We start from the raw sequence: 25,622 nt of genomic DNA on the forward strand, positions 1-25,622 counted from the left end.
GTCGCAGCGGCACGCCGAAGCACCTCACTTCAAGGAGATCCGCACATGCCCAACGTCCTCGCTCTCTCCGGCAGTCCGTCGCCCCGCTCCCGCACAGCCTCCCTGGTACGGCACGTCGGCGGGCTGGTAGCGGCGGAGGGCCACACCGTGCGGCACGTCGCCGCGCGGGACCTGCCGCCCGACGCCCTGCTCGCGGGCGACGCCTCGCATCCGGCCGTGAGGGAGGTGATCGACTCGATCACGTGGGCGGACGCCCTCATCGTCGGAACACCCGTCTACAAGGCCGCCTACAGCGGGCTCCTCAAGACGCTCCTCGACCTGCTGCCCCAGTTCGCGCTGGCCGGCAAGACGGTCCTTCCGCTGGCGACGGGCGGCACTCCGGCCCATGTCCTCGCGATCGACTACGCGCTGCGCCCCGTCCTCACCTCCCTCGGCACCGACAACGTGCTGCGCGGCTGGTTCGTGCTGGACCGGGACGTGACCGCCGGCGCGGACGGCGAGGGCGCCGTGGCGCCCGACTCGGCCGCCGGGGTCGCGGAGGCCGCGGGCCGGCTCATCACCGCCCTGGCCGCCCCGGACTCGGCGACGGCCCGGGTGCCGGGGCTGCCGAGGGGCCTGCCCACCGCGGTCTGAGACGGCGCCGGACGCGGGCGTGGCACAGCGAGTGGAGGGGCACGGCTGGGGACGGCGGGGGCGGAAACCGGCTTGCGGGACGGCGAGTTCGGCGAGGAGGCTCGGGTCATGACCGAACCGGCCCCCGACGAACCCCGCTCCGAGCCCGGGGCCGCGGCACCCGCCGTCTCCTCGCCGGCACCTGCCGTCTCCTCGCCGGCACCCGCCGAGGAGGTCCTGCGGTACTACTCGAGGGGCGGAGAGGACGGGCGGCTACGCGCGGGCGTGGGCCGTCTGGAGTTTTTGCGCACGCAGGACGTCCTGCGCCGGCTCCTGCCGTCCTCGCCGTCGCTCGTCCTGGACGTCGGTGGCGGCAGCGGCGTGCACGCCCGGTGGCTCGCCCAAGAGGACGGCCACCGCGTCGAGTTGTTCGATCCGGTGCCGCTCCACGTCGAGCAGGCCGCCCAGCTGGCCGGCGTCGAGGCCCGTGTCGGCGACGCACGCGCGCTGCCCGTCGCCGACGGTTCGGCGGACGCCGTCCTGCTGCTGGGCCCGCTCTACCACCTCACCGAGCGGCGGGAGAGGGTACGTGCGCTCGCGGAGGCACGCCGGGTCGTCCGGCCCGGGGGGCCCGTCGTCGCCGCCACCGTCAACCGGTACTCCGCGCTCCTGGACCAGATGAACCAGGGCGCCTACTTCGAGCCCGCCGAGCGGGAGTTCGTCGACTCGGCGGGCGAGACCGGTCTGCACCCGCGCCCCGACGGCGGGTTCTGGGCCTACCTGCACCAACCGGCGGACGCCGCGGCGGAGTTCGAGGACGCGGGGCTGGAGGTGGCCGGGCAGTACGGCGTGGAAGGCGCCGTCTGGCTCATGCGGGAGGCCGCCGGGCGGCTCACCGACGAGGACCGGCTCCCCACCGTGCTGGACGCGCTGCGCGCCACGGAGTCGGTGCCCTCGCTGCTGGGCGTGAGCGCCCATCTCCTCACGGCCGGCACCGCGCCCGCGGACGCGGTCTGATCCCGGGCGACACCGGGCCGGACGCGGCACCGGAGCGCCGCGGCACCGACCGACCCGGCTTCGACGGACGCGGCACCGGAGCGGCAGCGGCATCGACGGACGCGGCTTGTGCCTACCGCTCCGTCTCCGGCTCCCGCTCCGTCGCGCGCCAGCCCGACCACCGTTCGACCTCGATCTCCACGACCGGCCCCTGCGGCGGTTGTCCGGCGTACTGCTCCCGGTACTTCTCACCGAGCAGCGCCACGTACCGCGCCGCCGTGCCGCAGCGGGCCGCCGGCGGCAGCACGCGCCCCTTGCCGTCCGCCCGCGCCCACCACAGGCGGTCCCAGTCCTCGTCGTACGCGTCGACGAGGAGACAGAGCGAGTCGTTGGCGCGGATGTTCTCCAGCCTCTTCAGCCGCGCCGACTCCTTGGGCTTGTGGTCGACGGCGAAGGCGAGGGTGCCGCCGGTCAGGGCGAAGACGACGGGGACGAGGTGCGGGCGTCCCGAGGCGTCGGCCGTCGCCAGCGTGGCGACGCGCGCCGCGGCGAAGCACTCCCGTGCCTCGCCGCCCGTCATCCTCGGCATCGTCGCGACCTCTCGGCGGCTCCCGGCGGCTACTCGGCGAACCGGGAGGCGACGTCGGCCAGTCGGTCCAGCGTCTTCAGCGACTCGCTCTCCGGAAGGGTGGGCAGGTAGAGCAGCAGCCGCTCCACGCCGAGATCCCTGAAGCCCTCGATGGTGGGGACGTCGTCTCCGACGGCGTAGACGGTCACAGGTACCTCGCGGCCCGCCGTGCTGCGCAGCTGCTCGATCTTCGGGGCCAGTTTCTCGGGCGTCGTCCTGTTGGCGAGCCAGGCGTCGCCCAGCTCCGCGATGCGCGGGAACGCGCCCTCCGCGCCGCCCACGTAGATCGGCGGGTGGGGCTCCTGCACGGGCTTCGGCCACGAGTAGACGGGGTCGAAGTCGACGAACTCGCCGTGGAATTCGGCCTTCTCCTTGGTCCACAGCTCACGCATCGCCCGCAACCGCTCGTTGACCATGCGGCCCCGGGTGGTGGGGTCGGCCCCGTGGTTCTCCATCTCCTCCCGGTTCCAGCCCACGCCGACGCCGAAGACCGCGCGTCCGCCGGAGACCAGGTCGAGCGAGGCGACCTCCTTCGCCGTGACGATGGGGTCCCGCTGCGCCACCAGCGCGATGCCCGTCCCCAGCAGGATCCGCTCGGTGACGGACGCCGCGGCGCTCAGCGCGACGAAGGGATCGAGGGTGCGGTAGTACATCTCGGGCAGGTCGCCCCCGCCCGGGTAAGGCGAGCGGCGCTCCACCGGGATGTGGGTGTGCTCGGCGATGAGCAGCGAGTCGAATCCGCGTTCCTCGACGGCCCGCCCCAGGGGCGCGGGGCGGATTCCCTGGTCGGTGATGAAGGTCGATACACCGAACTTCACAGTGGCTCCTTCTCGGCTGAGTGCTGCTGAGTGCTGCTGCGTCCTCGGGCACGCGGAAGCTCCCGGGAGAGGTTCCCGGAGGCGGAGGTACCCGCTGCCGCGCGCTTCATGACAGCGCCTCCGGACCCGCGCCTGTTCCCGCGCGGGCTCGCGTGCCCGTCCCGGCGCGGGCACGCGCGGCGGGGTCCGACGCGGGCCACCGGTGCGCCGCACCTGCGGGATGTGCCGCTCCGGCGGATGTGGGTGCGCGGCTGAGGTGGGCACCCGGGACGGGTGTCCGTCAGCGGTGCCAGCGGAGAGGAGCCGGCGGTGAGCAGCAGGACCCGGAAAGGCAGCGGTGCGACCGGTGCGAAGGTCGCCGGCGCCGGAGGCACCAGCGGCGGCAAGAACGGCGATGGTGACAAGGTCAGCGCGGGTGACAAGGGCGGCAAGCGCGCCGGGGCGAGCGAGCCCGCCGGGCGCGCCGAGCCCGCACGGCCCCACCAGGGCGGGCAGCAGGCGGCACTGACGCGTTACCGCGAGAAGCGGCACTTCGGCAGGACGTCCGAACCCCGCGGGGAGGGCACCGAACCCGGAGGGGCACCGTCCTTCGTCGTACAGATCCACGACGCGAGCACCATGCACTTCGACTTCAGGCTCGAGGTCGACGGCGTCCTCAAGTCGTGGTCCGTGCCCAAGGGGCCCTCTCCCGATCCGCGGGAGAAGAGGCTCGCCATGCCGACGGAGGACCACCCCATGGAGTACCGGGACTTCGAGGGGATCATCCCCGCCGGCGAGTACGGAGGCGGCACCGTCATCGTCTGGGACCAGGGGACCTACCAGCCCTTGACGGAAGACTTCGCCGCCGGCCTGGAGCGCGGGCACGTGAAGTTCCGGCTGGAGGGGTCCAAACTGCGCGGCGGCTACGCCCTCACACGCTTCCGCGGCGGCAGCGGCGAGGACGGCCGCGCCGCGTGGCTCCTGGTGAAGGAGAACGACGAGCGGGCCGTACGCGACGGCCGCACACCCGACCCCGTACGGGCCCGCTCCGCCCGCACGAGCCGCACGCTGAAGCAGGTCGGCGCCCAGGCGACCGAGGAGGACACCTGGCACAGCGAGTGACCTCAGCCCGGATCTCACGTTCCGCCGCTCCGGGCCGTCTTCCTCATGCGGGCCCGGCCTGATGCGGCACAGCCTCACGCGGGCACGGCGAGAATGGCCCGTCGGGAGAAGGCAAGGAGCGTGCGATGGAAGTCAGCCACACGGTCGTGGAATCGCCACTGGGGGCGCTGACGCTCGTGGCCGAGGACGGGGCGCTGAGCGGCGTCTACTTCGAGAACCACCTGCGAGGCCCCGCGCCGGACGCGCTGGGACCGAACGTCGAGAGGGGCTCCGGCAGTCCGGACTCCGGCTTCGAGAGGGCGCGGCGCCAGCTCGCGGAGTACTTCTCGGGCCGCCGCACGCACTTCGACCTCCCGCTCGCCCCGCGCGGCGACTCCTTCCAGCAGCGCGTGTGGAAGCTGCTGGACCAGATCCCGTACGGGGAGACGCGCACGTACGGCGATCTGGCACGCGAGCTCGGCGACCCGGCCCTGGCCCAGGCTGTCGGGTCCGCCAACGGCCGCAACCCGCTGAGCATCGTCGTCCCCTGCCACCGCGTGATCGGGGCGGACGGGCGGCTGACGGGCTACGCGGGCGGTCTGCCGCGCAAGCGGTTCCTTCTCGACCTTGAGGAGTCGCACGCCGGCACGGGACCCGGCCGCCTCTTCTGAATTAGCCGGCCGGCCGTTCCCGCCGGGGCCTCACGTTCCCGGCGTGCGCTTCGTCTACGGGGTGTGACCTTGAGACCTTTCGAGCAGATCGTGGCCGAGTACGGGCCGATGGTCCTCCGCGTGTGCCGGGCCGTGGTCGGGCCGGCGGACGCCGAGGACGCCTGGTCGGAGACGTTCCTCGCGGCGCTCAGGGCCTACCCCGGGCTGCCCGGGGACGCCCGGGTCGAGGCCTGGCTGGTGACGATCGCGCACCGCAAGGCGATCGACGCCGCACGGGCGGGCGCCCGCCGCCCCGTCGCGGTAGGCCGGATCCCGGAATCGGGCAGGGCACTGACCGGCGGACGTGCCGGGGACGAGGGAGCCGCGCCGCCGGACGCCGGCCGGGCGGGCGGGACCCTGCGGGACTCCGGCCAGTGGGACGCCGACCTGTGGGCCGCTCTCAAGGCCCTGCCGCGGCGCCAGCGCGAAGCGGTCGCCTACCACTACCTGGCGGGGCTCCCGTACAAGGAGATCGCCGCCGTGACCGGCGGGACCCCGGAGGCGGCGCGCAGAGCCGCGGCCGACGGCATCAGGTCCCTGCGCAAGAGCTACACCCGCCGTACCCGAGAGGACGAGAGAGGAGAGAGACGATGATGAAGCACACTTCGGACCGGGACGGCGAGGCCTGGGACGGCGAGGAGCTCTTCGCGGGCCTCCCGGTCACCGATCCCGGTGCACAGAGCCGTCTGCACGCCCGTCTCGCAGCGGACGCGGAGCGCGAGGGGCTGCTGGACATCGCCTACCGCACGCTTCCCACTCCCGTGGGGACGCTCCTGCTGGCCGCGACGGACAGGGGACTCCTGCGCGTCGCCTATGACAGCGCCCGGCACGGGGGCCACGCGGCCGTGCTGACCGAGCTCGCGGAACGCGTCAGCCCCCGCGTACTGGAGGCCCCTCAGCGGCTGGGCGGGGCGGTGCGGCAGATCGAGGAGTACTTCGAGGGGCGGCGGACCCGCTTCGACCTCGACCTGGATCTGCGGCTCGCCAAGGGCTTCCGTCGCGAGGTGATCGCGCAGCTCCCCCACATCGGCTACGGCGCCACCCGCAGCTACGCGGAGGTCGCGGCAGCGGCGGGCAGCCCGCGGGCGGTACGGGCAGTGGGCACGGCCTGCGCGACGAATCCGCTGCCGGTCGTGGTTCCGTGCCACCGCGTCGTCCGCTCGGACGGTTCGGCGGGCCAGTACGTCGGCGGGGCCGACGCCAAGAAGGTGCTGCTCGGCCTGGAGGCCGCGGCCTGAGCCGGGAGCATCCCGCGGTCCGAGCCGGACGCCCCGCCACCGCGAGGGCCTTCCGCGCACGCGCGGCGGGTCCGGGACGTCGGCGGGGCGCACGGCGAGCGAGGCGGGCGGACGCTCGCTGCGGACGGACGGGCCTCGCAGACGGACGGCGCCCGGCCCGCATGCCCTGCGGGAGGTCGCGTCGCCACCGCTGAGACCGCGTCCAGTGGGCACTCTGTGCGGCAGCGGTCTGCGGCAGCGGACTCGTCCGCTGCCGCACCGGCCGGGCACCGGGCCCGCCGGTCCGCACCGCCGGTTCACGCACGCTGAAGGAGCAGCCCGTCATGGCAGAGACCTCCCCCCGTCAGGGCGCCGCCAAGGCAGCCGTCGTCACCGGATCGGAGTCCGGCATCGGCAGGGCGACGGCGCTGGAACTGGCCCGCCAGGGCTACGACATCGGAGTCACCTGGTTCGCCCACGAGGCAGAGGGCAGGGCCACCGCGGACCAGGTGCGCCGGCTCGGACGGCGCGCGGAGGTGCGCCCCCTGGACCTGTCGGGACTGCCGGGCCCGGAGCGGGTGGTCGACGAGTTCGCCGGAGACTTCGGGCGGCTCGACGTCCTGGTCAACGCGGCGGGCATGAACCGGCCAGGGCCCTTCACGGAGCTGACGTACGACGACTTCCGGCAGGTGCTGTCGGTGGACCTCGAAGGCCCGTTCCTGCTCAGCCAGCGGGCCGCACTGCGCATGATCGAGCAGGGAGAGGGCGGGCGCATCGTCAACATCACCTCGGTGCACGAGCACACGCCGCTCCCGTCCGCCGCGGCGTACAACACCGCGAAGCACGGGCTGGGCGGGCTGACGAAGTCGATGGCCCTGGAGCTGGCCGGGCACGGCATCACCGTCAACGCGGTCGCGCCCGGCCTCATCGCCACCGGCATGTCGGGCATGGCGGGCGTCGACGTCCACACCGTGCACCGCCCGGCGCTGCCCGTCTCCCGTCCGGGGGATCCGCGCGAGATCGCCTCGCTCGTCGGGTGGCTCGTCTCGGAGGGGGCGGCCTACACCACGGGCCAGTCGTACGTCGTCGACGGCGGCTTCACCATCGCCAACCCCCAGTTCACGACGGTCGACTTCGGCGCGGACGACTGACGGGCCGGGCTGGAGGGCCGGTCCGCCGGCCGTTCAGCCCGCCCGACCCCGCTCGTCGACGATGCGGCGGATCTTGCCGACGGAGCGCTCCAGCGTGCCGGGGTCGACGATCTCGACGGCGACGCTCAGCCCGATGCCGTCCTTGACGGCACGGGTGATCGCCGAAGCGGCCGCCTCACGCTCCGGTCCGGAGGTCCCGGGCCGGGCCTCGGCACGCACCGTCATGTGGTCCAGCCGGGCGCGGGTCTCCAGGCGGAGCTGGAAGTGGGGGGCGACCCCGGCCGTGCGCAGGAGGATCTCCTCGACCTGGCTGGGGAAGATGTTCACGCCGCGGAGGATGATCATGTCGTCGCAGCGCCGCGTGACCTTCTCCATCCGGCGGAACGCCGGCCGTGCCGTCCCCGGCAGCAGCCGTGTCAGGTCGCGGGTGCGGTACCGGATCACCGGCATGGCCTCCTTGGTGAGGGAGGTGAAGCACAACTCCCCTTCCTCACCCTCCCCTTGGAGCACGTCGGTGACGGGGTCCACGACCTCCGGGTAGAAGTGGTCCTCCCAGATGTGCAGGCCGTCCTTCGTCTCCACGCACTCCTGCGCCACGCCCGGCCCGATCACCTCGGAGAGGCCGTAGATGTCGACCGCGTGGATGCCGACACGCTCCTCGATCTCGGCCCGCATCTCCTCCGTCCACGGCTCGGCCCCGAAGATGCCCGTCCGCAGGGAGGTGGAGCGCGGGTCGACGCCCTGGCGTTCGAACTCGTCGAGCAGCGTGAGCATGTAGGACGGCGTGACCATGATGATCTCGGGTTCGAAGTCCTGGATGAGCTGCACCTGGCGTGCGGTCATGCCCCCCGAGACGGGGATGACCGTGCACCCCGCGCGTTCCGCGCCGTAATGCGCGCCGAGCCCGCCCGTGAACAGCCCGTACCCGTAGGCGACATGGACCTTGTGGCCGGGCCTGCCGCCCGCCGCCCGGATGGCGCGGGCGACCATGTCGGCCCACATGGAGATGTCGTTCTCCGTGTAACCCACCACCGTGGGACGGCCTGTGGTGCCGCTGGAGGCGTGGACGCGGCGGACGTCGGACATGGGTACCGCGAACATCCCGAAGGGGTAGGTCTCCCGCAGGTCCGCCTTCGTGGTGAACGGGAAGCGCGCCAGATCCTCCAGGCTCCGGCAGTCCTCGGGACGCACTTCCGCCTCGTCGAACTTCCGCCTGTACAGCTCGACTTCGCTGTAGGCCGTACGCAAGGTGTGCTGCAGGCGCCGGAGTTGCTGTTCCCGCAGCTCCTCGCGGCCGAGCCGCTCGCCGGGGTCCCGCAGCTCGTCCGGGAGCGGCTCGCCCGTGCGGCGCGGAGCGCCGGTGCCGGAAGTCGCCGCGCCGGGGCCGGAATCGGCGGTCGCGGCGGGCCCGGCCGGGGTCGCGGGAAGTTCGCTCGTCGTCATGAAGGCCCCTCCATGCCTGGGACGGTGCGGCTGCGGCCGCGGAATTCGGCTATGACCTCGCCCTCGCGCAGGACGGTCACGTCGTAGACGCCGCTGCGCCCGTAGCGGGTTCGCTCCTCGGCGACGGCGGTGAGCACGTCCCCCTCCGCGGCGGGCCGGACGAAGGAGATGTCGGCGCCCGAGGCGACGGTCACCGGTCCGTGGCTGTTGCAGGCGCAGGCGAACGCGGTGTCGGCGAAGAGGAAGATGTATCCGCCGTGTGCGATGCCGTGGCCGTTGACCATCGCGCCCGTCACCGTCATCCGCAGCTTCGCGGCACCGTCCGCGGCCTCCAGCAGCGTGATGCCCAGGGCCTGCGACGCCTGGTCCGCCGCGAACATCGTGTGCGCCGCCGACCCGCTGCTCATGGCTTGCGTCATACGTTCCACGCTCTCGTACGTCCCGGCGGCGGCGGTTCGGGCCGGGTATCCCGGACGAGCCCACCGACCGACCATTCGGTTCACCTTGCGGCGCGGTCCAGTAATCCAGCAACGGACCTGCGGTGTCAAGGGTTCACGGCAGGCCGGGCGCCGTACCGGAGCTGCTCAGCCGCGTCCGGGCCTCACGCGGCGGGTCCGGAGAGCGAGCGGGCCAGATCCGCCAGGTCCTCCGCCACCCGCGCGGGCTGCGACATCGACTCCGGATAGCGGATTGAGCCCCGGCGCAGCCATGCGCCGCGGAGTCCGGCCCGCTGGGCTCCGTCGACGTCCCAGGGGTGCACGGCGGCCATCAGGGCCTCGCCGGGGCGTACGTCCACGCTCCGCACCGCGTAGTGGTAGGCCTCGGCCGCGGGCTTCCAGCGGCGGGGGCCGCTCACACCGAGGACGGCGTCGAACTGGCCACGGATACCGGCGCGTTCGAGAAGTCCCTCCGTCAGGCGGGCATCGCCGTTCGTCATCGTCACCAGCCGGTGCCCGGCCTCCTTCAGGACGTGTACGCCCTCGGGAACGTCCGGGTGGACCTCCAGGCGCGCCAGGCCGCCGAGGATGTGCTCCGCGGCTCCGTCCACGTCGCCGGGCGGGTCCCCGGTCCGCGCCAGCAGATCCCGCAGGCCGTCGCGCGCGAGGTCCGCGAAGTGCGCGTAGCCTCCGGCGGCGGTGAGCGCGAAGCCGTCACGAAGCACCCCGGCGAACCACAGCGGCATCAACTCGCCGGGCGCGCCGGCGTCTTCGAAGCGGCGGCGCAGCGGCGCGAAATCGCTGAGCGTCTCGTTGACGTCGAGGACGACGGCCCGCACTGGGCGGTCGCCCCCGTGGGCGGAACCACCGCGGGGCGTGGACTCGGCCGGGGGCACGGCGCCGACTCCCCGACCCGCTCAGTACCTGAGCAGCTTGTCCGGCGTGACCGGCAGGTCCCGCACGCGGATGCCCGTCGCGTTGTACACGGCGTTGACGACGGCCGCCGGGCTTCCGACGATGCCGATCTCGCCGATGCCCTTGGAGCCCAGCGGCCCGGCGTGTGGGTCCGGTCCGTCGAGCCAGGTGGCCTCGATGTCCAGCACGTCGGCGCTGGTGGGGATGTGGTACTGCGCGAAGTCGTGGTTGACGACGTGACCGGTGCCGTGGTCGAGGACGCTCTCCTCGAACAGCGCCATGGACATCCCCATGATCATGCCGCCGATGAACTGGGAGCGCGCCGTACGGGGGTTGATGATCCGCCCGGCGGAGAAGACGCCGAGCATCCGCGGCACGCGCACCTCGCCGGTGTCGGCGTGCACGCGCGCCTCGGCGAACTGCGCGCCGAAGGAGGCCACCGAGTAGCGCCGCAGGTCCGGGTTCTCGGGCATCCCGGACCTCGTGCGGGCGCCCGGTGCCGGGTCCTCGCCGTGCTGGGCGCGGAACTCCCGCGCGGCCGCGACGATCGTGGAACCCCACGCGGTGACGCCCGCGGAGCCGCCGGCGACGGTGGCGGTGGGCAGCGCGGTGTCCCCGATCTCCAGGTGCACGGCGTCGAAAGGGCACTCCAGCGCGTCGGCCGCGATCTGGGTGAGCACCGTCCAGGTGCCGGTGCCGAGGTCCGCTGCCGCGATGCGTACGGCGTGGCCTCCGTCGGAGGTCCGCTCGATCTCGGCGACGGAGCCGGGTCCCCCGAAACCGGGATAGGTGCTGGCCGCGACGCCCAGGCCGACGAGCCAGTCGCCCTCCCTGCGCGCGCCCGCCTCCGTGCGGGCGTCCCAGCCGAAGCGCCGGGCGCCGGTGCGCAGGCACTCGACGAGACGCCGGTCCGACCAGGGCCGTCCGTCCCTCGGGTCGGTCTCCGGATCGTTGCGTACGCGCAGTTCGACGGGGTCGAGGCCGAGGGCGTGCGCGAGTTCGTCCATGGCGACCTCGGCGGCGAACGCGCCCGGTGCCTCGCCCGGCGCCCGCATCCAGGAGGGGACGGGCACGTCGAGAGCCGCGAGCCGGTGGCTGGTGCGCCGGTTGGGCGAGGCGTACATCATGCGGCTCTGCGCGGCGGTCTGCTCGGCGAACTCCTTGATGGTGGCGGTCTGTTCGACGGCTTCGTGGGAGAGCGCGGTCAGCCGTCCACCGCTGTCGGCTCCGAGCCGCACGCGCTGGATGGTGGGGGTGCGGTGGCCCGTGAGGCAGAACATCTGCTGCCGCGTGAGCGCCAGTTTGGCCGGGCGGCCGGGGACCGTCCGCGCGGCGAGCACCGCCAGGACGTGGTGCGCGTGCGGCAGCCCCTTGGAGCCGAAACCGCCCCCGACGTGCGGCGAGATCACCCGCACCCGCTCGGGAGCGAGCGCGAACAGCGGCGCGAGAGTCATGCGCACCCCGTACGGCCACTGCGTGGAGTCGTAGACCGTCAGCGCCGGCTCCCCGTCGTCGCTCGCGCCGTGCCACACGGCGACACACGTGTGCGGCTCCATGGGGTTGTTGTGCTCCATCGGCGTGCTGTACGTCTCGTCCACCACAGCGTGCGCGGCCGCGAGCGCGGCCTCGACGTCGCCCTCCTCGGTGTCCGCCTCGTCGGCGGGGTTGATCGCCTCCGGGCGGTAGAGGTCGGGGCGGTCGGAGCTCAACCGGGTGTCGTGCGGCTCCACTTCGTACTCGACGTCGACGAGCGAGGCGGCGTGCCGTGCAGCCTCGGGGCTCGCGGCCAGGACCGCGCCGATGAACTGGCCCCGGAAGGCGACGTCGTCGGACTGGAGCACGGCCAGCGCGCGGTCCGAACTGTCCGCCAGGCGCGGGGCGTTGCGCGGTGTGAGCACCGCGGCGACACCCTCGGCGGCCTCGGCCCGCCCCGTCTCCATCCGCAGGACCCTGCCGCGGGCGATCGCCGACTGCAGAGGGTGGACGTACACCGGGTCGCGCAGCGCGTGCTCCCACGCGTAGGGGGCGGTGCCCGTGACCTTGGCCGGGCCGTCCAGCCGCACCGGCGAGGTCCCCACCGCGCGGGGGTTCAGCGGTTCGAGCGGTTCGGTGGGCCGGGCCGGCTCTTCTTCGGTGCGGGTCATCGCCGTTCCTCGGTGGTGAGTTCGCGCAGGAGCGCGGCGAGCGTGTTGCGCGCCATCGGGATCTTGAAGCCGTTGCCGGGGAGCGGACGCGCCGCCCGCAGCTCCGCTTCGGCCGCCTCCCGGAACGCCTCGTCGGTCGCGGAGGCACCCCGCAGGGCCTCCTCGGCCCGCTCGGCCCGCCACGGCTTGTGCGCGAGGCCGCCGAAGGCGATGCGGGCCTCACGCACCCGGTCTCCGTCCGTCTCCACCGCCGCCGCGACGGAGACCAGCGCGAACGCGTACGAGGCGCGGTCGCGCACCTTGCGGTAGCCGGAGCGCGTGCCTGCCGGCAGCGGCGGAACCTCGACCGCGGTGACCAGTTCACCGTGCCGCAGAACGGTGTCCGCCTCGGGGGCCTCGCCCGGCAGCCGGTGGAACTCCCCTACGGGGACGCGCCGTTCGCCGTCCTCGCCGAGCACCGTGACCACGGCGTCGAGGACGCGCAGGGCGACCGCCATGTCCGAGGGGTGCACCGCGACGCAGTGCTCGGAGGCGCCCAGCACCGCGTGGTACCTGTTCCAGCCGCCGATCGCCGCGCATCCGGAGCCCGGCTCCCGCTTGTTGCAGGGCGTCGTGACGTCCTGGAAGTAGCCGCACCGTGTGCGCTGCAGCAGATTCCCGGCGGTGGTCGCGGCGTTGCGCAGCTGCCCCGACGCCCCGGCCAGCAGCGCCTGCGAGAGGACGGGGAGGCGCCGGCGGACGAGGGGGTGGGCGGCGAGGTCGCTGTTGCGCACGGTGGCGCCGATCCGCAGCCCGCCGTCGGGCAGTTCCTCGACGCGGTCCAGGGGGAGGCCCGTCACGTCGACGAGCAGCTCCGGCGCGGCCACTCCCAGCTTCATGTGGTCGACGAGGTTGGTGCCGCCGGCCAGGAACGCGGCGTCCGGGCGCGCCATGACGGCTGCGACGGCGGATCCGGCGTCGTCGGCACGCGAGTAGTCGAAGGGTTTCACCGTCCCGCCACCGCCCGGATCGCGTCGACGATGTTGCCGTAGGCGCCGCAGCGGCACAGGTTCCCGCTCATCCGCTCCCGGATCTCCTCCTCGTCCAGCGGGACGGGACGCGGCACCCCGCCGGGCCCGTCGCCGTCCGCGGTCGCCGAGCTGGGGTGGCCCGCCTCGGCCTCGGCCAGCATGCCCGCGGCCGAGCAGATCTGACCGGGCGTGCAGTAGCCGCACTGGAAGCCGTCGTGGTCGAGGAACGCCTGCTGGAGGGGGTGCAGCCGCCCGTCCGCCTCCGCGAGCCCTTCCGCGGTGGTGACCTCGGCACCGTCGTGGGCGACGGCGAACGTCAGGCAGCTCACCACTCTCCGGCCGCCGAGCAGCACCGTGCAGGAGCCGCACTGCCCGTGGTCGCAGCCCTTCTTGGGGGAGGTGACGCCCAGCCGGTCGCGCAGGGCGTCGAGGAGCGTGGTGCGGTTGTCCACGGTCAGCGACCGGGGCTCGCCGTCGACATGGAGGGTGAGTTGGGAATCCACCCCGCCCCAGTACCACGGGCGCTGAGGGGGTCAAACCTGCCGCCGCGCACCTGCCGCGCTCGGACGCCTGCGGCGTGCGGCGTGCCCCCGGGCGCGGCAAGCTGAGCTCGGCGGCCCGGTGCCGCGGACGGAAGCACCAGCACCCGGGCGGCGGTCGGCGTCCGGCGGCGGAGGGACGGCAGGAGATGTTCGAGGCGGGCGACATCCGCGAGTGGCGCGACAGGGACGTGGTGGACCCGGGCGGGAGCAAGATCGGCACGCTGGAGGCGATCTACGTGGACACCCGCACCGACGAGCCGTTCTTCGCCACCCTCACCATCGGCGTGCCCACCCGCCGCCGGCTGGTCTTCGTCCCGCTGACGGGAGCGACCGTCGGCCCGTCCTACCTGCGGGTCGCGCACGCCAAGGGCGAGGTGCGCGCGGCCCCCTCGATCGAGACCGACGGGGAGCTGCCCGCCGGCGACGAGGCGGCCGTCTTCGCGCACTACGGGCTCGACTACGAGACCGGCTCCGGCGGGGAGCGGCGGCTGGCCCGCCGCTGACGCCCCCAGCCGCCTCGGACAGCCCGCCGGCTGCCTCACCCCGCCGCCCGTCGCCCTCCCCGCCGGGTCCCGAACCGTTCGGGCCGGGTCCGTGCACGGCGGTTGCCTCTAGAGTCGGGGCATGGCTGCTGAGGGAGAGTCCGTACGGATCGACAGCTGGATCTGGTCCGTGCGGCTCACGAAGACCCGTTCGCTGGCCGCCTCGGCGTGCCGCGCCGGCCACGTGCGGATCAACGGGGAGCGGGTCAAGCCCGCGCATCCGGTTCGCGCAGGGGACCAGGTGCGGCTGTTCCACGCGGGCCGTGAGCGCGTGGTGGTCGTCGCGCGTGTGCTGCGCAAGCGCGTCGGAGCCCCGGTGGCCGAGAAGTGCTACACCGACCACAGCCCGCCGCCTCCGCCCCGCGAGGCCGTGGCCCCCGCCGGGGTGCGCGACCGGGGCGCGGGACGTCCCACGAAGCGGGACCGGCGGGAGATGGAGCGGCTGCGCGGCCTCCAGGGCTGAACCGGGACCGCCGGCTCCCCTGCCCCGGACCGGCCCGTCCCGAACCGGCCTCAGCCGGCCCGCAGTTCCCGGTCCACCGCCCGCAGCATCGTCAGCAGCATCCGGTTGAGGGGGACGTCGATGCCGTGCCGCTCGGCGGCCCGCACGACCGCGCCGGTGATGTGCTCGTGCTCCAGCGGGCGTCCCGCCAGCCGGTCGTAGAGCATCGACGTCCCGCCGTCGGGCGGCACCGAGGTGTTCTTCCGCAGGGCGCTCTGCGCGTCCGCATCGCTGACGTCGGCCCCTTCGGCCCGCGCCACGGCGACTCCTTCACGGAGGATGTCCTCGGCGAGCGCGTGCATCTCGGGGTCGCCGAGGATGTGCATGCGCTGCTTCAGGATCGTGGTGAGCGGGTTGGCGGCCACGTTCGTGAAGAGCTTGCGCCACGCGGCCGTGCGGAAGTCGGCGACCGTACGGACCTTCAGGCGGCTGCCTTCCAGAAGCAGGGCGAACCGGTCCCCTGCCGGCCCTTCCGGCACGTGCAGCTCGCTGGAGAAGTGGTGCACGATCCGGCCGGGGGCGACCCGCTCCACGGCCATGTAGGCGAGCGCCGGCAGCAGCTCCGTCCCCTCGGGCAGCAGCGGCCGCACGCGCTCCTCGTGGTCGACGCCGTTCTGGACGACGGCGACGGCCGTTCCGGGACCGCACAGCTCCCGGAGCCACCCGGCGGCACCCTCCGTGTCCTGGACCTTCGTCGTCAGGAACACCCAGTCGGCGGGCGGGACTTCCCCGGGGCTCGTGGCGAACCGCAGGTCGGGCCGTAGCTCCTCCCCGCCCGTCCGCATCGTCAGCTCATCGAGTGGCGACCGCAGGCAGAGCGTGACGTCGAGACCGGCCTCGCGCGCGAACGCGGCCGTCAGCCCTCCGACCGCACCGGCACCGATCACCGCTATGTGCGCGGGTGAATCCATCGAACGCATACAGGCGATCGTATGCGGCTGCCGCGGGGCGACCGGCCCGGGGCCTCCATTACCGCAAAACAGACATAGCGGGTGTTACGCATAGATCTCTCTGCCGGTTACACAAGCGGGACGAGGTTCGGCCATGTACGTGCTGCCAGCAGCTCCGAGCGCACCGGTCACAGACCGCCTCAGACGCCTCCCCTACTACGGCCAGGGGCCGTCCGGACGTCCCCTGCTCCAGCTCGGGCTGGTCGCCGCCGCCTACACGCTGGCCCAGCTCCTCCTCGTCGTCCCCGGTACCGGGCTCGGGTGGGACGAGACGGTCTACGTCAGCCAGGTCGACGGCCCCTCCCCCGCGTCCTTCTTCAGCGCCCCGCGCGCCCGCGGCATCTCCTACCTCGTGGCGCCGGTCGCCGCGTTCACCTCCTCCACGACGGTGCTGCGCGTCTTCCTCGCCGTCCTGTCCGGCCTTGGCCTCCTCGCCGCCCTGTGGGTCTGGCGCCGCCTGCTGCCCGTGTCCGTACTGGCCTGGGGCGGCGCCCTGTTCGCCGGCCTGTGGATCAGCCTCTTCTACGGGCCCCAGGCCATGCCCAACCTGTGGTGCGGCTTCGGTTCCCTGGCCGCGGCGGGCTGCTTCCTGCGGTGCGTGCGCTACGCCCGCGACCGGGCCGCCCTCGCCGGGCTCGTGGTGTCCGTCGGCGCCGTGGCACTGATGCGCCCGCCGGACGCAGCGTGGCTGGTGCTGGCCCTGGGCGGCGCGGCGCTGGTGGTGCCCGGCTGGCGCCGCCCGGCGGTCCTCGGGGGGCTGCCGGCCGGAGCCCTCGCGGGGGCGGCTCCCTGGATCGTCGAGGCGTTCACCTCCTACGGCGGCCTCTTCGCACGCCTGCACCGGGCGAGCGAGATCCAGGGCGGCATGGGCTGGAACATCGCCATCGGGGACCACGTACGCGCACTGCAGGGACGGATGCTCTGCCGCCCCTGCGACATGGCGTGGGAGCAGCCGCAGACGGCGCTGTGGTGGTTCGCGCTGCCGCTGCTGGCGGCGGCGGGCATCACGGCAGCCGTACGGGCGGGCCGCCGGGACACCGCGGTGCTGGCCTCCGTGACGGCGGTGGTGCTCGCCCTGCCGTACCTCTTCCTGATGGGGTACGCCGCACCCCGCTTCCTGCTGCCCTCCTACGCGCTCCTCGCGCTCCCCGTGGGCGAGTGCATGCGGCGCTCGTTCGCCGAGCGCCGCGACGGCCGCCGCCCTCTCGTGCTGATCGCCCTCCCGGCGCTGCTCCTGGGCTGCCACCTCGCCGTGCAGTACCAGGTGCTCAACGCCGTTCTGGAGCGCAACCACAAGGTCACGAGGCAGATGACGAAGGCGGCAGCCACGATGCACGGGCTCGGGCTGCGGGCGCCCTGCACGCTGACCGGGCCGCTCGCCGTCCCGATGAGCCATTACGCGGGCTGCTCGTCCCGGCAGTCGCGCGGTCACGACGTCAGCATCACCGCAGGCGGGCTGCGTGCCCTCGCGGGCCGGCACGAGGCGATGGCCGTGATCGTGGGGCACGGCGCCGAACCGCCGCGCTGGGCGCGGGCGTGGCCGTCCGCGCCGCTGAGCGAACTGCCCGGGTACCGGGTGTACGTGTCGCCGCACGGCGACCGGTCGGTGGCCGCCGGGGCGGAGTGACCCCCGGCATCCGGGGCTCCGGACGTGGGGCAGCAGCCCGGAGAAGTGGGGCAGCGGCCCGTATGACCAGTTCAGCGGGGCCGTCGTCCGTCGGCCGCCGGATTGTTTGAGCTGCGGCAGCCGAGGCACTCAGCGTCTGTGTGGCTGCTGAGACCGCCCGGGGTGTACGCCCCGCAGGGCGACACGCATCTCTTGCTCGGGGCTCTCCGGCACGTCGGCGTCCCCAGCGGCTCGCGCATGCTCGACATCTGCACCGGGACCGGCCTCGTCGCTCTGACGGGAGCGTGCCTGGGCGCCTCCGACGTGCACGCCGTGGACCTGTCCGCGCGGGCCGTCATGGCGGCACGCTGGAACGCCCGGCTGCGGGGGGTGCCCGTCACCGTGCACCGCGGGGACTTCCTCGACCGCTCCACCGGCCGCTTCGACGTGATCACCGCGAACCCTCCCTACGTGCCCTGCCCGGACCGGGAGCGCGGCCTGGCGAGGGCGGCGCGCGGAGCCCGTCGGTCCGGACGTGCCTGGAACGCGGGAGAGGACGGACGGGAATGCCTGGACCGGCTGTGTGAGGCCGCTCCCCGGCTGCTGGCGCCCGGCGGCGTGATGCTGATCGTGCACTCCGCGCTGAGCGGACCGCACCGCACGCTCGGGCAGCTGCGCGAGGGCGGCCTGGAAGCCGAGGTCGTCCGGCGGAGCCGCAAGCCGTTCGGGCCCGTGCTGCGTCGCAGGGCCGCCTGGCTGGAGGAGCGCGGACTGATCGAACCGGGACAGCGGGAAGAGGAGTTGGTGGTCGTACGTGCCGATCTCGCACCGCGGGGATGACGAGCGGCCCGGACCTGACGGGGACGGGTCCGCGGGGCGGCAGCCGGACGCGGCAGCGGCCCGGTCTGCCCGGTCGGGTCCCGGAGCCGCTGCGGAGCCCGAAGCGGGAACGGCGCGGGGCGCGGCCTTGGACGTGGGGCGCGCGGCGCGGCGCGTGGTGATCGATCCCGCCGGTCCCGTCCTCGTCGAGGGCCCCGTCGAGGTCGATCTGGGTGACGGCCGCACGGCCGTCTCGGACCGCTTCATGGTCGCGATCTGCGCCTGCCGGCGCAGCCGCAGCTTCCCCTGGTGCGACACCAGCCACCGGCGCAGGTCGCGTCCCGGCCGTGACCAGGCCGACGGGAGAGGAACGGACGTGCCGGCGGACTCCGGGCCCGGGGAGGGACCGGGGACGCGGTAGCCGGGCGTTCAGCGGGGCAGCGGCGTACGCAGCGAGCTGCGGCCCTCGTCCCACGCGCTGCCGATGTGCCGGGAGAGGCGGTCCTCCAGCAGGCCGGTCGCCTGGACCCCGAGGACGATGTCCGGCGCGAGGTGGGGGTCGCTCTCCAGCAGACCCCCCACCACGTCCCGCCGCATGACCTGCTCGTGCACCGCGTCGGCCTCGATGTGCTCGCTGTAGAAGAACACGCAGTCCGGGTGGGCGCCCATCCGCTCCAGCGCACGCACCATCCGGCGGGCGCTGGGGGCCGTCGTGGTCTCCGCGGCGGCGAAGTGCCCGACGAGCGCGCCCCGCAGACCCCGGTGGAGCCCGAAGAGGGACATCATGTTGACCACGGCGAGGGCCGGGGCGGGCGTGGCGTCCAGGTAGTGCAGGTACCCGGTCTCGAGGCCCGCTCCGGCGAGCAGGTCGACGTAGAGGCGCGCGTGGACGCGCTCGGCCCGTCCCCCTCCGAACTCGTCGTACTCGACGGCGACCAGCGACGCCTTCGCCCGGCCGTGCAGCCGCGGCACCACCCAGACGTGCGGGTCGGCCTCCTTGTGGTGGTAGACGGAGCGGTGGACGAGGTACTCCCGCATCTGCCACCACTCCCCCTCCTCGGCCAAGCGGCGGGAGAGGCCGGCGCCGCCGGGCGGCTCGACAAGCAGCTCGTCCAGCTCCGCCGCCACGTCCGCGCCGCCGGGGACGTGGGCACGCAGGCCGTCGAGGAAGGTCTGCTCCAGCCGGCCCCGCAGGCGCAGCAGTTCGGGGTCCCACTCCCAGGAGGGGGCGACGCCGCGCAGGCCCCGGTAGTGCGGCTCGTAGCACAGGTGGAGCGCGAGCTGGACGTCCTCGCCGAAGGGGTCGTCACGCGGGACCTCGGGCCAGCGGAGGGCGCCGCCCGGCGGGCTCCGGAGAGCGTCGAGGACCGCCGCCGAGAGCGGGCCGCGCGGCTGCGGCAGCGGCGCGGCGCCCTCGTCGTGCACCGCGCGGAGCGCTGCGGCCGGCCCGGTCACGACGCCCTCCGGGCGGAACCGGGCCTGGTTCCGGCGGCGCCGGACGGCGCGGACGCGGGCGCCGCGTCGGCCGCGGCACGCTGGGACGAAGGCGTCCGCAGGGTCTCCCGCACGAGATGCCCGACGACCGCCCGCGGCCCCTCGTGCGGTGCGGAAGCCGCGGCGGCGCGCTGACGTTCGGTTCCGGTGCCCAGCTCCGCCACAGCCGCCAGGAGGCCGCGGACCAGCTCCAGGTCGCCGCTCTCCTCCAGCGCCGGGGAGACGTGCGCGACCAGCTCCTGTACGAGCGTGAGCGCGGGCACCTCGCGCTCCAGCCGCGGATGCACCCCCGGCCCGCGCAGACCGTGACGGGAGGCCGCCCACACGGCCGCGGCGGCGACCTGGCCGTCCACGGGGGCCGCCTCCCGGCCCTCGCCGATCGCTGCCAGGGCCGTACCGACCAGGGCACGCGAGAGCGCCGCCTGCAGTACGGCCTCGTCGACGGTGGCGGCGGTGTCCGCCGCCCGGAACTCCACCGTGGGGAAGCACGGCGAGGGCCGTGCCAGCCAGAAGCTCTGCCGCACGTCGGCGAGGGTGCCGCAGTCGACGAGGCGCTGCAGCTGCGCGTCGTAGGCCGCCGGGGAGGGCAGGTGCGGCGGGACTCCGGAGCCGGGGAACCGCGACTGCAGCACCATGCGCCAGCTCGCGTAGCCGGTGTCGCGGCCGTCGTCGAAGGGCGAGTTGGCCGACAGGGCGAGCAGCGTGGGCAGCCAGGGCCGCAGGTGGTTGACGACCTCGACCGCCGTCGCCCGGTCGGGCACGCCGACGTGGACGTGGCAGCCGCACGCCTCGTAGTCGGCCACCACCCCCGCGTAGATGCCGGAGATGTCCTCGTAGCGCGGGCCCTCGCTCAGTGCGCCGTAGGGGCCGGCGAGCACCGGGGTGCCGCTCGCCACCGTGCGCAGGCCCGTCTGCCGGGCCGCGTCCGCCAGCCGCCGCCGTCCCGCGCTCAGCTGGTGCGCCAGGGCGTCCAGGCCGGTACAGACGCCGGAAGCGACCTCCACCTGGCAGGCCAGCAGCTCCCTCTTGAGCTGCGTGTCCCCGGGGAGGGCGGGTCCCGGCCGCGCCGCGTGCAGGACCGCTTCCGCCCGGGGCACGGGCCTGCCGGTCTCCCCGTCGAGGATCAGGAACTCCTCCTCGACGCCCACGGTGAGCGACCTCCCGCCGGGCGCCGGCGGGAAGGCGCCGGCCGCTCGCGGGTCCTCCGCGGCGACCGCGGCGGTCACGGGAGCTGTGTCAGCCATCGGACCCTCCTGGTGTTCGGCGGCGGGCGGACGGACACGGCGGGCAGGGCGGGCCGGCCGCACGGACGGGCCGTAGGCCGGGCCGATGACGGAGTGCCCCCGGCCCCGTGCCGTAAACGGCACCGCATGCCCGGCTGCCACGGCCAGGGCGGGGCACACGGCCGGGGCGCGGCAGCCGGGCCGGAACCCGGCCGCCACCGCCCCGGCCGCGGCCCTCGTCAGACGAAGTCGCGCGGTACGCGCTCGTTCCACGTACGCGAGAAGACCCTCTGGTCCCCCTCGTATCCGTCGAGCGTGGCGTGCAGCACGAAATCCGATCCGGTGGACGTCAGCACCGTGCGGGTCTCCGTACGGACGTTCCACTCGTCGCGCGAGAAGGCCATCGTCCATGCCGACTCGCCGCGGACCGACTCGAAGTCGTCGGCGACGGAGTCGTACCGCTCGAACGCCTTGCGGTGCACATCGAGGTCGATGTCCTCGAAGTGGACCGTGCCGGCGTCCTTGAGGATCTCCAGCGCGGACCCGTAGTCGACGAGGTCGCGCCTGACCTCCCAGCGCGAGTCGACCGGGGTTTTGTAGGAGACCTCGATGGGCGGCGTGCCCTCGGGCTCCTCGAAGGGCTTGCTGCGCATCTCACCCTCCTCCGACGCCGGGCGCACCGGCAGCGTCAGCGCACTGTTGCAGGCGTAGACGCTCAGCAGCACGGGCTTCGGCGGAGGCCACGCCAGCGGCCAGTACGACGTGGAGAGGGACAGCCGGATGCGGTGCCCGGGCGGGAAGGCCTGCCCGACGCCGTTCAGCTGCACCGTGGCGCGATAGCGGCGTCCCGGCTCCAGGGGCTCCGGTTCGCCGGTGCCGTCCCGGCGGGTGAGGTTGAGCAGGCCGTACGTCACCCGCGTCGCGGAGCCGTCCGGCGCCACGTCGGACAGGCGTGCCGCGACCATCGCGACCGGCTCGTTCACGGAGAAATCCAGCTCCACCGTGGGCGTGCCGAGGATCTCCACGCGCTCCGTCAGGGCCTCGGTGTCGAAGACGAGCGAGCCGCCGTCCTCTTCACGCTGGTCGTACGGGAGGTCGGGCGGAGCGCTGTAGGACGCCCACTTGCCGGCGAACTGGCCGACGGACAGCGGCGACTGCACCGTCAGCTCCTCCTCGCCGACCGTCGTGCCGGGCGGGTTCACCGTGTGCCTGCTCAGGGGATGGGAGACGGGCCGGATGTCCGGGGAGGGCCAGGTCTGCTCGCCCACCCACCGCCCGGGGCGCTCCTCGTAGGACGTCGACGGCGGAACGCTCTCCTGCATCCACGTCCGCAGCATGGGGCCGTCCATCGCTCCGTTGTCCTCGTCCTTGAGCCAGTGGTCCCACCAGCGCACGACCTCCTGGAGGTAGCCGATGGCGGGGCCGGGCTGCCCGAGGTGGGGGAACTTGTGCGACCACGGCCCGATCAGGCCCTTGCGGGGCACGTCCAGGTTGGCCAGCAGCCGCGTGACGGCGTTCGAGTAGCCGTCGGCCCAGCCGCTGGAGGCGAGGACGGGGCACCGCACGCTCTGGTAGTCCTCGCAGACCGAGGCGTGCCGCCAGTAGTCGTCGCGGCGCTGGTGGCGGAGCCACTCGAGGGCCCACGGCCTGGTGTGCTCCAGCCGCTCCAGCCACATGTCGCGCCACCGCTCCCCGACCAGCGCCGGGTCGGGCGGGCACGTGGAGTAGGCGAACATGGTGCCCGCCTCGGCCAGGTTGTCGGAGAGCAGGCAGCCGCCCATGTAGTGCATGTCGTCGGCGTACCGGTCGTCCGTGAAGGACGCGATGACGATGGCGTCCAGGTTCGGCGGCCGGCGCGCGGCGACCTGGAGCGCGCTGAAGGCGCCCCACGAGATGCCCATCATGCCGACGCGCCCGTTGCACCAGGGCTGCTCGGCGAGCCACGCGATGACGTCCTCGGCGTCGGACTGCTCCAGGTCCAGGTACTCGTCCGCCAGCACGCCCTCCGACTCCCCGGTGCCGCGCAGGTCGACGCGCACGCAGGCGTAGCCGTGGCCGGCGATGTACGGGTGGTGCATGGAGTCGCGCACCGCCGTCAGGTCGCGCTTGCGGTACGGGATGTACTCCAGCACCGCCGGCACCGGCTCCTCTGGCGCGGTCACCGGGCGCCAGATGCGCGCGGCCAGGTGCGTGCCGTCGGAGACCGGGATGCGGACGTGCTCCTCTTCCTCGGTCTTGTGGGGCAAGTTGGTCACGAAGCGCATGACCTGCATGCTCCTTTGCTCACGGGTTCTCGTGCGTGATCGCTCGGCGGCGGAAGGGTCACTCGGCGGCGGCCGGGTCCTCGACCTCGAAGGGCAGCGCGGCAAGAGCGCGGTCGTGCTTCTCCCGCATCTCCTCCTCACTGTCGGCCCCGATGAAGATGTGCGCGAGTTCGTAGCTGTAGCTGTCCTGGCCGGGCATCTCGGAGAGGCGCTGGCCCTCGTCCGGCACCACGTCGATCTTCACGCCCGGGTTGTCGCGCTGGACCTTCTCGATCTCCTCGCGCGTCGGGACGCGCTTGACGATCCCGTCGGTGAACCAGCGGTGGTACCACTTGGCGGCGACCGCGTATTCACCGTGCTTGGGCCTCATGGCGGGGTCCGTGCCGAGCGCCAGGCTGATCATGGCGTGGTGGTTGGGGACGCCGTCGACGTAGTCGAACATCTCCGCGTGGGACTGCGAGTGCCGCGGATTGATCTCCAGCAGGTTGATCTCGTCGTGAGCGGCGTCGTAGAAGTACTCGATGCTGAACGTGGCGTTGTCCATGCCGACCTGCTCGATGACGCGCTTCGAGACGTCCTTGAGCCGCCGCTGCACGGGCTCGGGAAGCGCCGAGGGGTACTGGTGCCTCATGAAGCTGGAGCTGTCCGGGAAGTTGATCGAGTCGAGCGCCCCGTAGACCGTGATCTCGCCCTCGAACACGTAGCCCTCGACCGCTGCCTGCACGCCCGTGAGGGACTCCTCGGCGAGGCACGCCTGACCGCCGACGCCGGCGATCTCCTCGGGCAGGTCCAGCTGTTCGAGGATGTACTCGAAGGGCCGTCCGACGCGGTGGACCCCGTCGCGGATCTTCGCCACGGCCTCCTGGAACTCCTTCTCGTCGTCCACCCCGAACGCCAGCTCCGAGGAGAAGGACTTCACGGGCTTCAGCCACATGGGGAAGCTCATGCCCTCGGGCGGCTTCGGGTCGTCGTCCTCCAGGGAGACGAGCCCGAAGCGGGGGTGCTCGCTGATGACCTTCGACTGCTCCAGCCGGCTCCAGTACTTGTGCTCGCACTTGACGACCGACTCCAGGCTCGCGCTGCGCAGCCCGTACTCACCGCAGAGGATCGGCACGATGGTGCTCACCGGGAAGTCCCAGTAGCCGACGATGGCGTCGACGCTGCCGTCGAACGCGTTCAGCTGCGCGCGTGCCTTCTCCAGCAGATCGGGGATCGACACCTCGCCGACCTGCAGCTCTTCGACATCCAGCAGGGAGTGGAAGGCGTAGTTCTCCGCGTTGGGAACCTCGCGGAGGACTGTCAGGTTCACATCGTCCATCCCGATGACGAAGATGTTCTTGCTGCTCACCGATCTCTCCTTAAGCACTTGACTGGTCCGTTCGGGTCCTCTGCGGTACCCGTGCACCGGCCTTCGAACCTCAGGCACGCGTGATCCGGGTCTCCCCTGAGCCGCGAGGTGTCCGGATCGGCACGGCGGGCACCTGGACGTTCCACTACGAACCCGGATGGAACGGACCCGATTCGATGACTTCCGGACATGTGCGGGCGGGCGGTCGTCCGGTCGGGCCGGACGAGCCGTCGTCCGGTCGTCCGCCCGAAGGAGGCGACCATGAAGGATCGAGTGCCGCCCGGCGCCGCCGAGATCCACTTCGTCGGCAATGCCACCCTGCTGCTGCGCTACGGGCCGTTCACGCTGCTGACCGATCCGAACCTCCTGCACCGGGGCCGGTTCGCGCACCTCGGGTACGGGCTCGTCACACGCCGCCTCACCGAGCCGGCGCTGCCTCCCGGCGGGCTCCCGTCCGGACTCGACGCGGTGGTGCTCTCCCACCTGCACGGCGACCACTGGGACCGCGCCGCCCGCCGCCACCTGCACCGCGGCCTGCCCGTCCTGACGACACCGCACGCCGCCCGGCGCCTGCAGGGGCTCCAGGGCTTCCACCGCGCGACGGGGCTGGCCACATGGCAGAGCCACGACCTGGTCAAAGAGGGGTGCCGCGTCCGCGTCACGTCCGTGCCCGGCAGGCACGCGGGCACGGCGGCGCTGCGCCGGCTGCTGCCGCCCGTGATGGGGAGCGTCGTCGAATTCGACCAGGGCGGCGAGGTCACGCTGCGGCTGTACCTGTCGGGCGACACCCTTCCGTTCGACGGGCTGCGAGAGATCACGGAGCGCTTCCCCGACATCCATCTGGGCGTCTTCCACCTGGGCGGTACGAAGCTGCCGGGCGGCTTCGTGGTGACGATGGACGGGCGGCAGGGCGGGGAGCTGCTGGACATCGTCGACCCCGCCCACGTCCTGCCGGTCCACTACGACGACTACACGGTGATGCGCTCCCCGCTGAGCGACTTCGTCGCCGAAGCGGGCAGGCGAGGGTTCGGGTCCCGGCTGGTGCACTGCCCGCGGGGCGCGGGCTTCGTGGCCGGGCCCGGCCCGCGGGTCGGGGAGGTGCGGCCCGCGGTCGCGCGGACGGGCGCCGTGGGCGCAAAAGGCGGCTGACGGCACGGGCCGGGCGCCACCG

Annotated in this window: 26 protein-coding genes; 13 read left to right on the top strand and 13 right to left on the bottom strand. The window is 73.6% G+C overall.

Annotated features, from left to right (window positions below; translation table 11 throughout):
* Positions 1-45: 45 nt before the first annotated feature.
* Together ssuE and IEY56_RS02750 are read left to right on the top strand one after the other, a co-directional pair.
* Positions 46-633 (top strand): NADPH-dependent FMN reductase, encoded by a 588-nt coding sequence (gene ssuE / locus IEY56_RS02745; RefSeq protein ID WP_189035426.1) that lies wholly within the window; start codon positions 46-48, stop codon positions 631-633.
* Positions 634-741: 108 nt separating this feature from the next.
* Positions 742-1,629 carry a class I SAM-dependent methyltransferase gene (locus tag IEY56_RS02750; protein ID WP_189035427.1) on the top strand — a complete coding sequence of 296 codons (888 nt, stop codon included), beginning with the start codon at positions 742-744 and terminating at the stop codon, positions 1,627-1,629.
* A gap of 112 nt (positions 1,630-1,741) precedes the next feature.
* Here IEY56_RS02750 and IEY56_RS02755 read toward each other — a convergent pair whose 3' ends face one another.
* The gene (locus IEY56_RS02755; RefSeq protein WP_189035428.1) at positions 1,742-2,197 is read right to left on the bottom strand and encodes a TIGR03668 family PPOX class F420-dependent oxidoreductase; all 456 of its coding nucleotides are present in this window, start codon (positions 2,195-2,197) and stop codon (positions 1,742-1,744) included.
* 29 nt (positions 2,198-2,226) lie between these two features.
* On the bottom strand, positions 2,227-3,054 hold the full coding sequence (locus IEY56_RS02760) for an LLM class F420-dependent oxidoreductase (protein WP_189035429.1): 828 nt from the start codon (positions 3,052-3,054) through the stop codon (positions 2,227-2,229).
* A 504-nt stretch (positions 3,055-3,558) separates the two neighbouring features.
* Between IEY56_RS02760 and IEY56_RS02765 the strand changes: the two genes are divergently transcribed.
* The 5 genes from IEY56_RS02765 to IEY56_RS02785 all read left to right on the top strand — a co-directional run bounded on the left by IEY56_RS02765 (position 3,559) and on the right by IEY56_RS02785 (position 7,212).
* Entirely contained in the window at positions 3,559-4,155 is a 597-nt protein-coding gene (locus IEY56_RS02765; RefSeq protein WP_189035812.1) for a DNA polymerase ligase N-terminal domain-containing protein, read from the top strand.
* A gap of 125 nt (positions 4,156-4,280) precedes the next feature.
* Positions 4,281-4,805, top strand: coding sequence for a methylated-DNA--[protein]-cysteine S-methyltransferase (locus IEY56_RS02770; RefSeq protein ID WP_189035430.1), 525 nt, complete (start codon positions 4,281-4,283; stop codon positions 4,803-4,805).
* Between the two features lie 63 nt (positions 4,806-4,868).
* The gene (locus IEY56_RS02775; RefSeq protein WP_189035431.1) at positions 4,869-5,438 is read left to right on the top strand and encodes an RNA polymerase sigma factor; all 570 of its coding nucleotides are present in this window, start codon (positions 4,869-4,871) and stop codon (positions 5,436-5,438) included.
* Entirely contained in the window at positions 5,435-6,082 is a 648-nt protein-coding gene (locus tag IEY56_RS02780) for a methylated-DNA--[protein]-cysteine S-methyltransferase (protein WP_229711556.1), read from the top strand. The genes IEY56_RS02775 and IEY56_RS02780 overlap by 4 nt, the downstream gene beginning before the upstream one ends.
* 323 nt (positions 6,083-6,405) lie before the next feature.
* On the top strand, positions 6,406-7,212 hold the full coding sequence (locus tag IEY56_RS02785; RefSeq protein ID WP_189035432.1) for an SDR family oxidoreductase: 807 nt from the start codon (positions 6,406-6,408) through the stop codon (positions 7,210-7,212).
* A gap of 33 nt (positions 7,213-7,245) precedes the next feature.
* On the opposite strand, the gene paaK is transcribed toward IEY56_RS02785, so the two are convergent.
* The 6 genes from paaK to IEY56_RS02815 form a co-directional block, all read right to left on the bottom strand.
* A complete protein-coding gene (gene paaK, locus IEY56_RS02790) occupies positions 7,246-8,655 on the bottom strand; it encodes a phenylacetate--CoA ligase PaaK (protein WP_189035433.1) in 1,410 nt (469 codons plus the stop codon).
* Positions 8,652-9,074 (bottom strand): hydroxyphenylacetyl-CoA thioesterase PaaI, encoded by a 423-nt coding sequence (gene paaI, locus IEY56_RS02795; RefSeq protein ID WP_189035434.1) that lies wholly within the window; start codon positions 9,072-9,074, stop codon positions 8,652-8,654. The genes paaK and paaI overlap by 4 nt, the downstream gene beginning before the upstream one ends.
* A gap of 182 nt (positions 9,075-9,256) precedes the next feature.
* A complete protein-coding gene (locus tag IEY56_RS02800; protein WP_189035435.1) occupies positions 9,257-9,988 on the bottom strand; it encodes a haloacid dehalogenase type II in 732 nt (243 codons plus the stop codon).
* Positions 9,989-10,009: 21 nt separating this feature from the next.
* The gene (locus tag IEY56_RS02805) at positions 10,010-12,151 is read right to left on the bottom strand and encodes a xanthine dehydrogenase family protein molybdopterin-binding subunit (protein ID WP_189035436.1); all 2,142 of its coding nucleotides are present in this window, start codon (positions 12,149-12,151) and stop codon (positions 10,010-10,012) included.
* On the bottom strand, positions 12,148-13,140 hold the full coding sequence (locus IEY56_RS02810) for an FAD binding domain-containing protein (protein WP_189035437.1): 993 nt from the start codon (positions 13,138-13,140) through the stop codon (positions 12,148-12,150). Before IEY56_RS02810 ends, IEY56_RS02805 begins: the two co-directional genes overlap by 4 nt.
* Complete coding sequence (locus IEY56_RS02815) at positions 13,137-13,664, bottom strand: (2Fe-2S)-binding protein (protein ID WP_189035438.1); 528 nt, start codon at positions 13,662-13,664, stop codon at positions 13,137-13,139. The genes IEY56_RS02810 and IEY56_RS02815 overlap by 4 nt, the downstream gene beginning before the upstream one ends.
* Before the next feature lie 185 nt (positions 13,665-13,849).
* Between IEY56_RS02815 and IEY56_RS02820 the strand changes: the two genes are divergently transcribed.
* Together IEY56_RS02820 and IEY56_RS02825 are read left to right on the top strand one after the other, a co-directional pair.
* Complete coding sequence (locus IEY56_RS02820; protein ID WP_189035439.1) at positions 13,850-14,206, top strand: PRC-barrel domain-containing protein; 357 nt, start codon at positions 13,850-13,852, stop codon at positions 14,204-14,206.
* Between the two features lie 121 nt (positions 14,207-14,327).
* Positions 14,328-14,708, top strand: coding sequence for an RNA-binding S4 domain-containing protein (locus IEY56_RS02825; protein ID WP_189035440.1), 381 nt, complete (start codon positions 14,328-14,330; stop codon positions 14,706-14,708).
* A gap of 50 nt (positions 14,709-14,758) precedes the next feature.
* On the opposite strand, the gene IEY56_RS02830 is transcribed toward IEY56_RS02825, so the two are convergent.
* Positions 14,759-15,667, bottom strand: a complete 909-nt coding sequence (locus IEY56_RS02830) for a 2-dehydropantoate 2-reductase (protein WP_189035441.1) — start codon at positions 15,665-15,667, stop codon at positions 14,759-14,761.
* A 124-nt stretch (positions 15,668-15,791) separates the two neighbouring features.
* On the opposite strand from IEY56_RS02830, the gene IEY56_RS02835 reads away from it, so the two are divergent.
* The 3 genes from IEY56_RS02835 to IEY56_RS02845 all read left to right on the top strand — a co-directional run bounded on the left by IEY56_RS02835 (position 15,792) and on the right by IEY56_RS02845 (position 18,543).
* Positions 15,792-17,324 (top strand): hypothetical protein, encoded by a 1,533-nt coding sequence (locus tag IEY56_RS02835; RefSeq protein WP_229711558.1) that lies wholly within the window; start codon positions 15,792-15,794, stop codon positions 17,322-17,324.
* Between the two features lie 162 nt (positions 17,325-17,486).
* Positions 17,487-18,143 (top strand): HemK2/MTQ2 family protein methyltransferase, encoded by a 657-nt coding sequence (locus IEY56_RS02840; RefSeq protein WP_308424106.1) that lies wholly within the window; start codon positions 17,487-17,489, stop codon positions 18,141-18,143.
* 127 nt (positions 18,144-18,270) lie between these two features.
* Positions 18,271-18,543, top strand: a complete 273-nt coding sequence (locus tag IEY56_RS02845; RefSeq protein ID WP_229711562.1) for a CDGSH iron-sulfur domain-containing protein — start codon at positions 18,271-18,273, stop codon at positions 18,541-18,543.
* An 8-nt stretch (positions 18,544-18,551) separates the two neighbouring features.
* On the opposite strand, the gene IEY56_RS02850 is transcribed toward IEY56_RS02845, so the two are convergent.
* From IEY56_RS02850 to IEY56_RS02865, 4 genes are all read right to left on the bottom strand, one after another.
* Positions 18,552-19,577 carry an iron-containing redox enzyme family protein gene (locus IEY56_RS02850; protein ID WP_229711564.1) on the bottom strand — a complete coding sequence of 342 codons (1,026 nt, stop codon included), beginning with the start codon at positions 19,575-19,577 and terminating at the stop codon, positions 18,552-18,554.
* Positions 19,574-20,860: a carboxylate-amine ligase gene (locus IEY56_RS02855; RefSeq protein WP_189035444.1), complete on the bottom strand. Its 1,287-nt coding sequence runs from the start codon at positions 20,858-20,860 to the stop codon at positions 19,574-19,576. The genes IEY56_RS02850 and IEY56_RS02855 overlap by 4 nt, the downstream gene beginning before the upstream one ends.
* Before the next feature lie 218 nt (positions 20,861-21,078).
* Complete coding sequence (locus tag IEY56_RS02860; RefSeq protein ID WP_189035445.1) at positions 21,079-23,103, bottom strand: CocE/NonD family hydrolase; 2,025 nt, start codon at positions 23,101-23,103, stop codon at positions 21,079-21,081.
* Between the two features lie 58 nt (positions 23,104-23,161).
* Positions 23,162-24,421 (bottom strand): ATP-grasp domain-containing protein, encoded by a 1,260-nt coding sequence (locus tag IEY56_RS02865; protein ID WP_189035816.1) that lies wholly within the window; start codon positions 24,419-24,421, stop codon positions 23,162-23,164.
* A 291-nt stretch (positions 24,422-24,712) separates the two neighbouring features.
* On the opposite strand from IEY56_RS02865, the gene IEY56_RS02870 reads away from it, so the two are divergent.
* Entirely contained in the window at positions 24,713-25,600 is an 888-nt protein-coding gene (locus tag IEY56_RS02870; RefSeq protein ID WP_189035446.1) for an MBL fold metallo-hydrolase, read from the top strand.
* Positions 25,601-25,622 lie beyond the last annotated feature (22 nt).

The sequence above is a fragment of the Streptomyces daqingensis genome (assembly GCF_014645895.1).
Taxonomy (GTDB): domain Bacteria; phylum Actinomycetota; class Actinomycetes; order Streptomycetales; family Streptomycetaceae; genus Streptomyces; species Streptomyces daqingensis.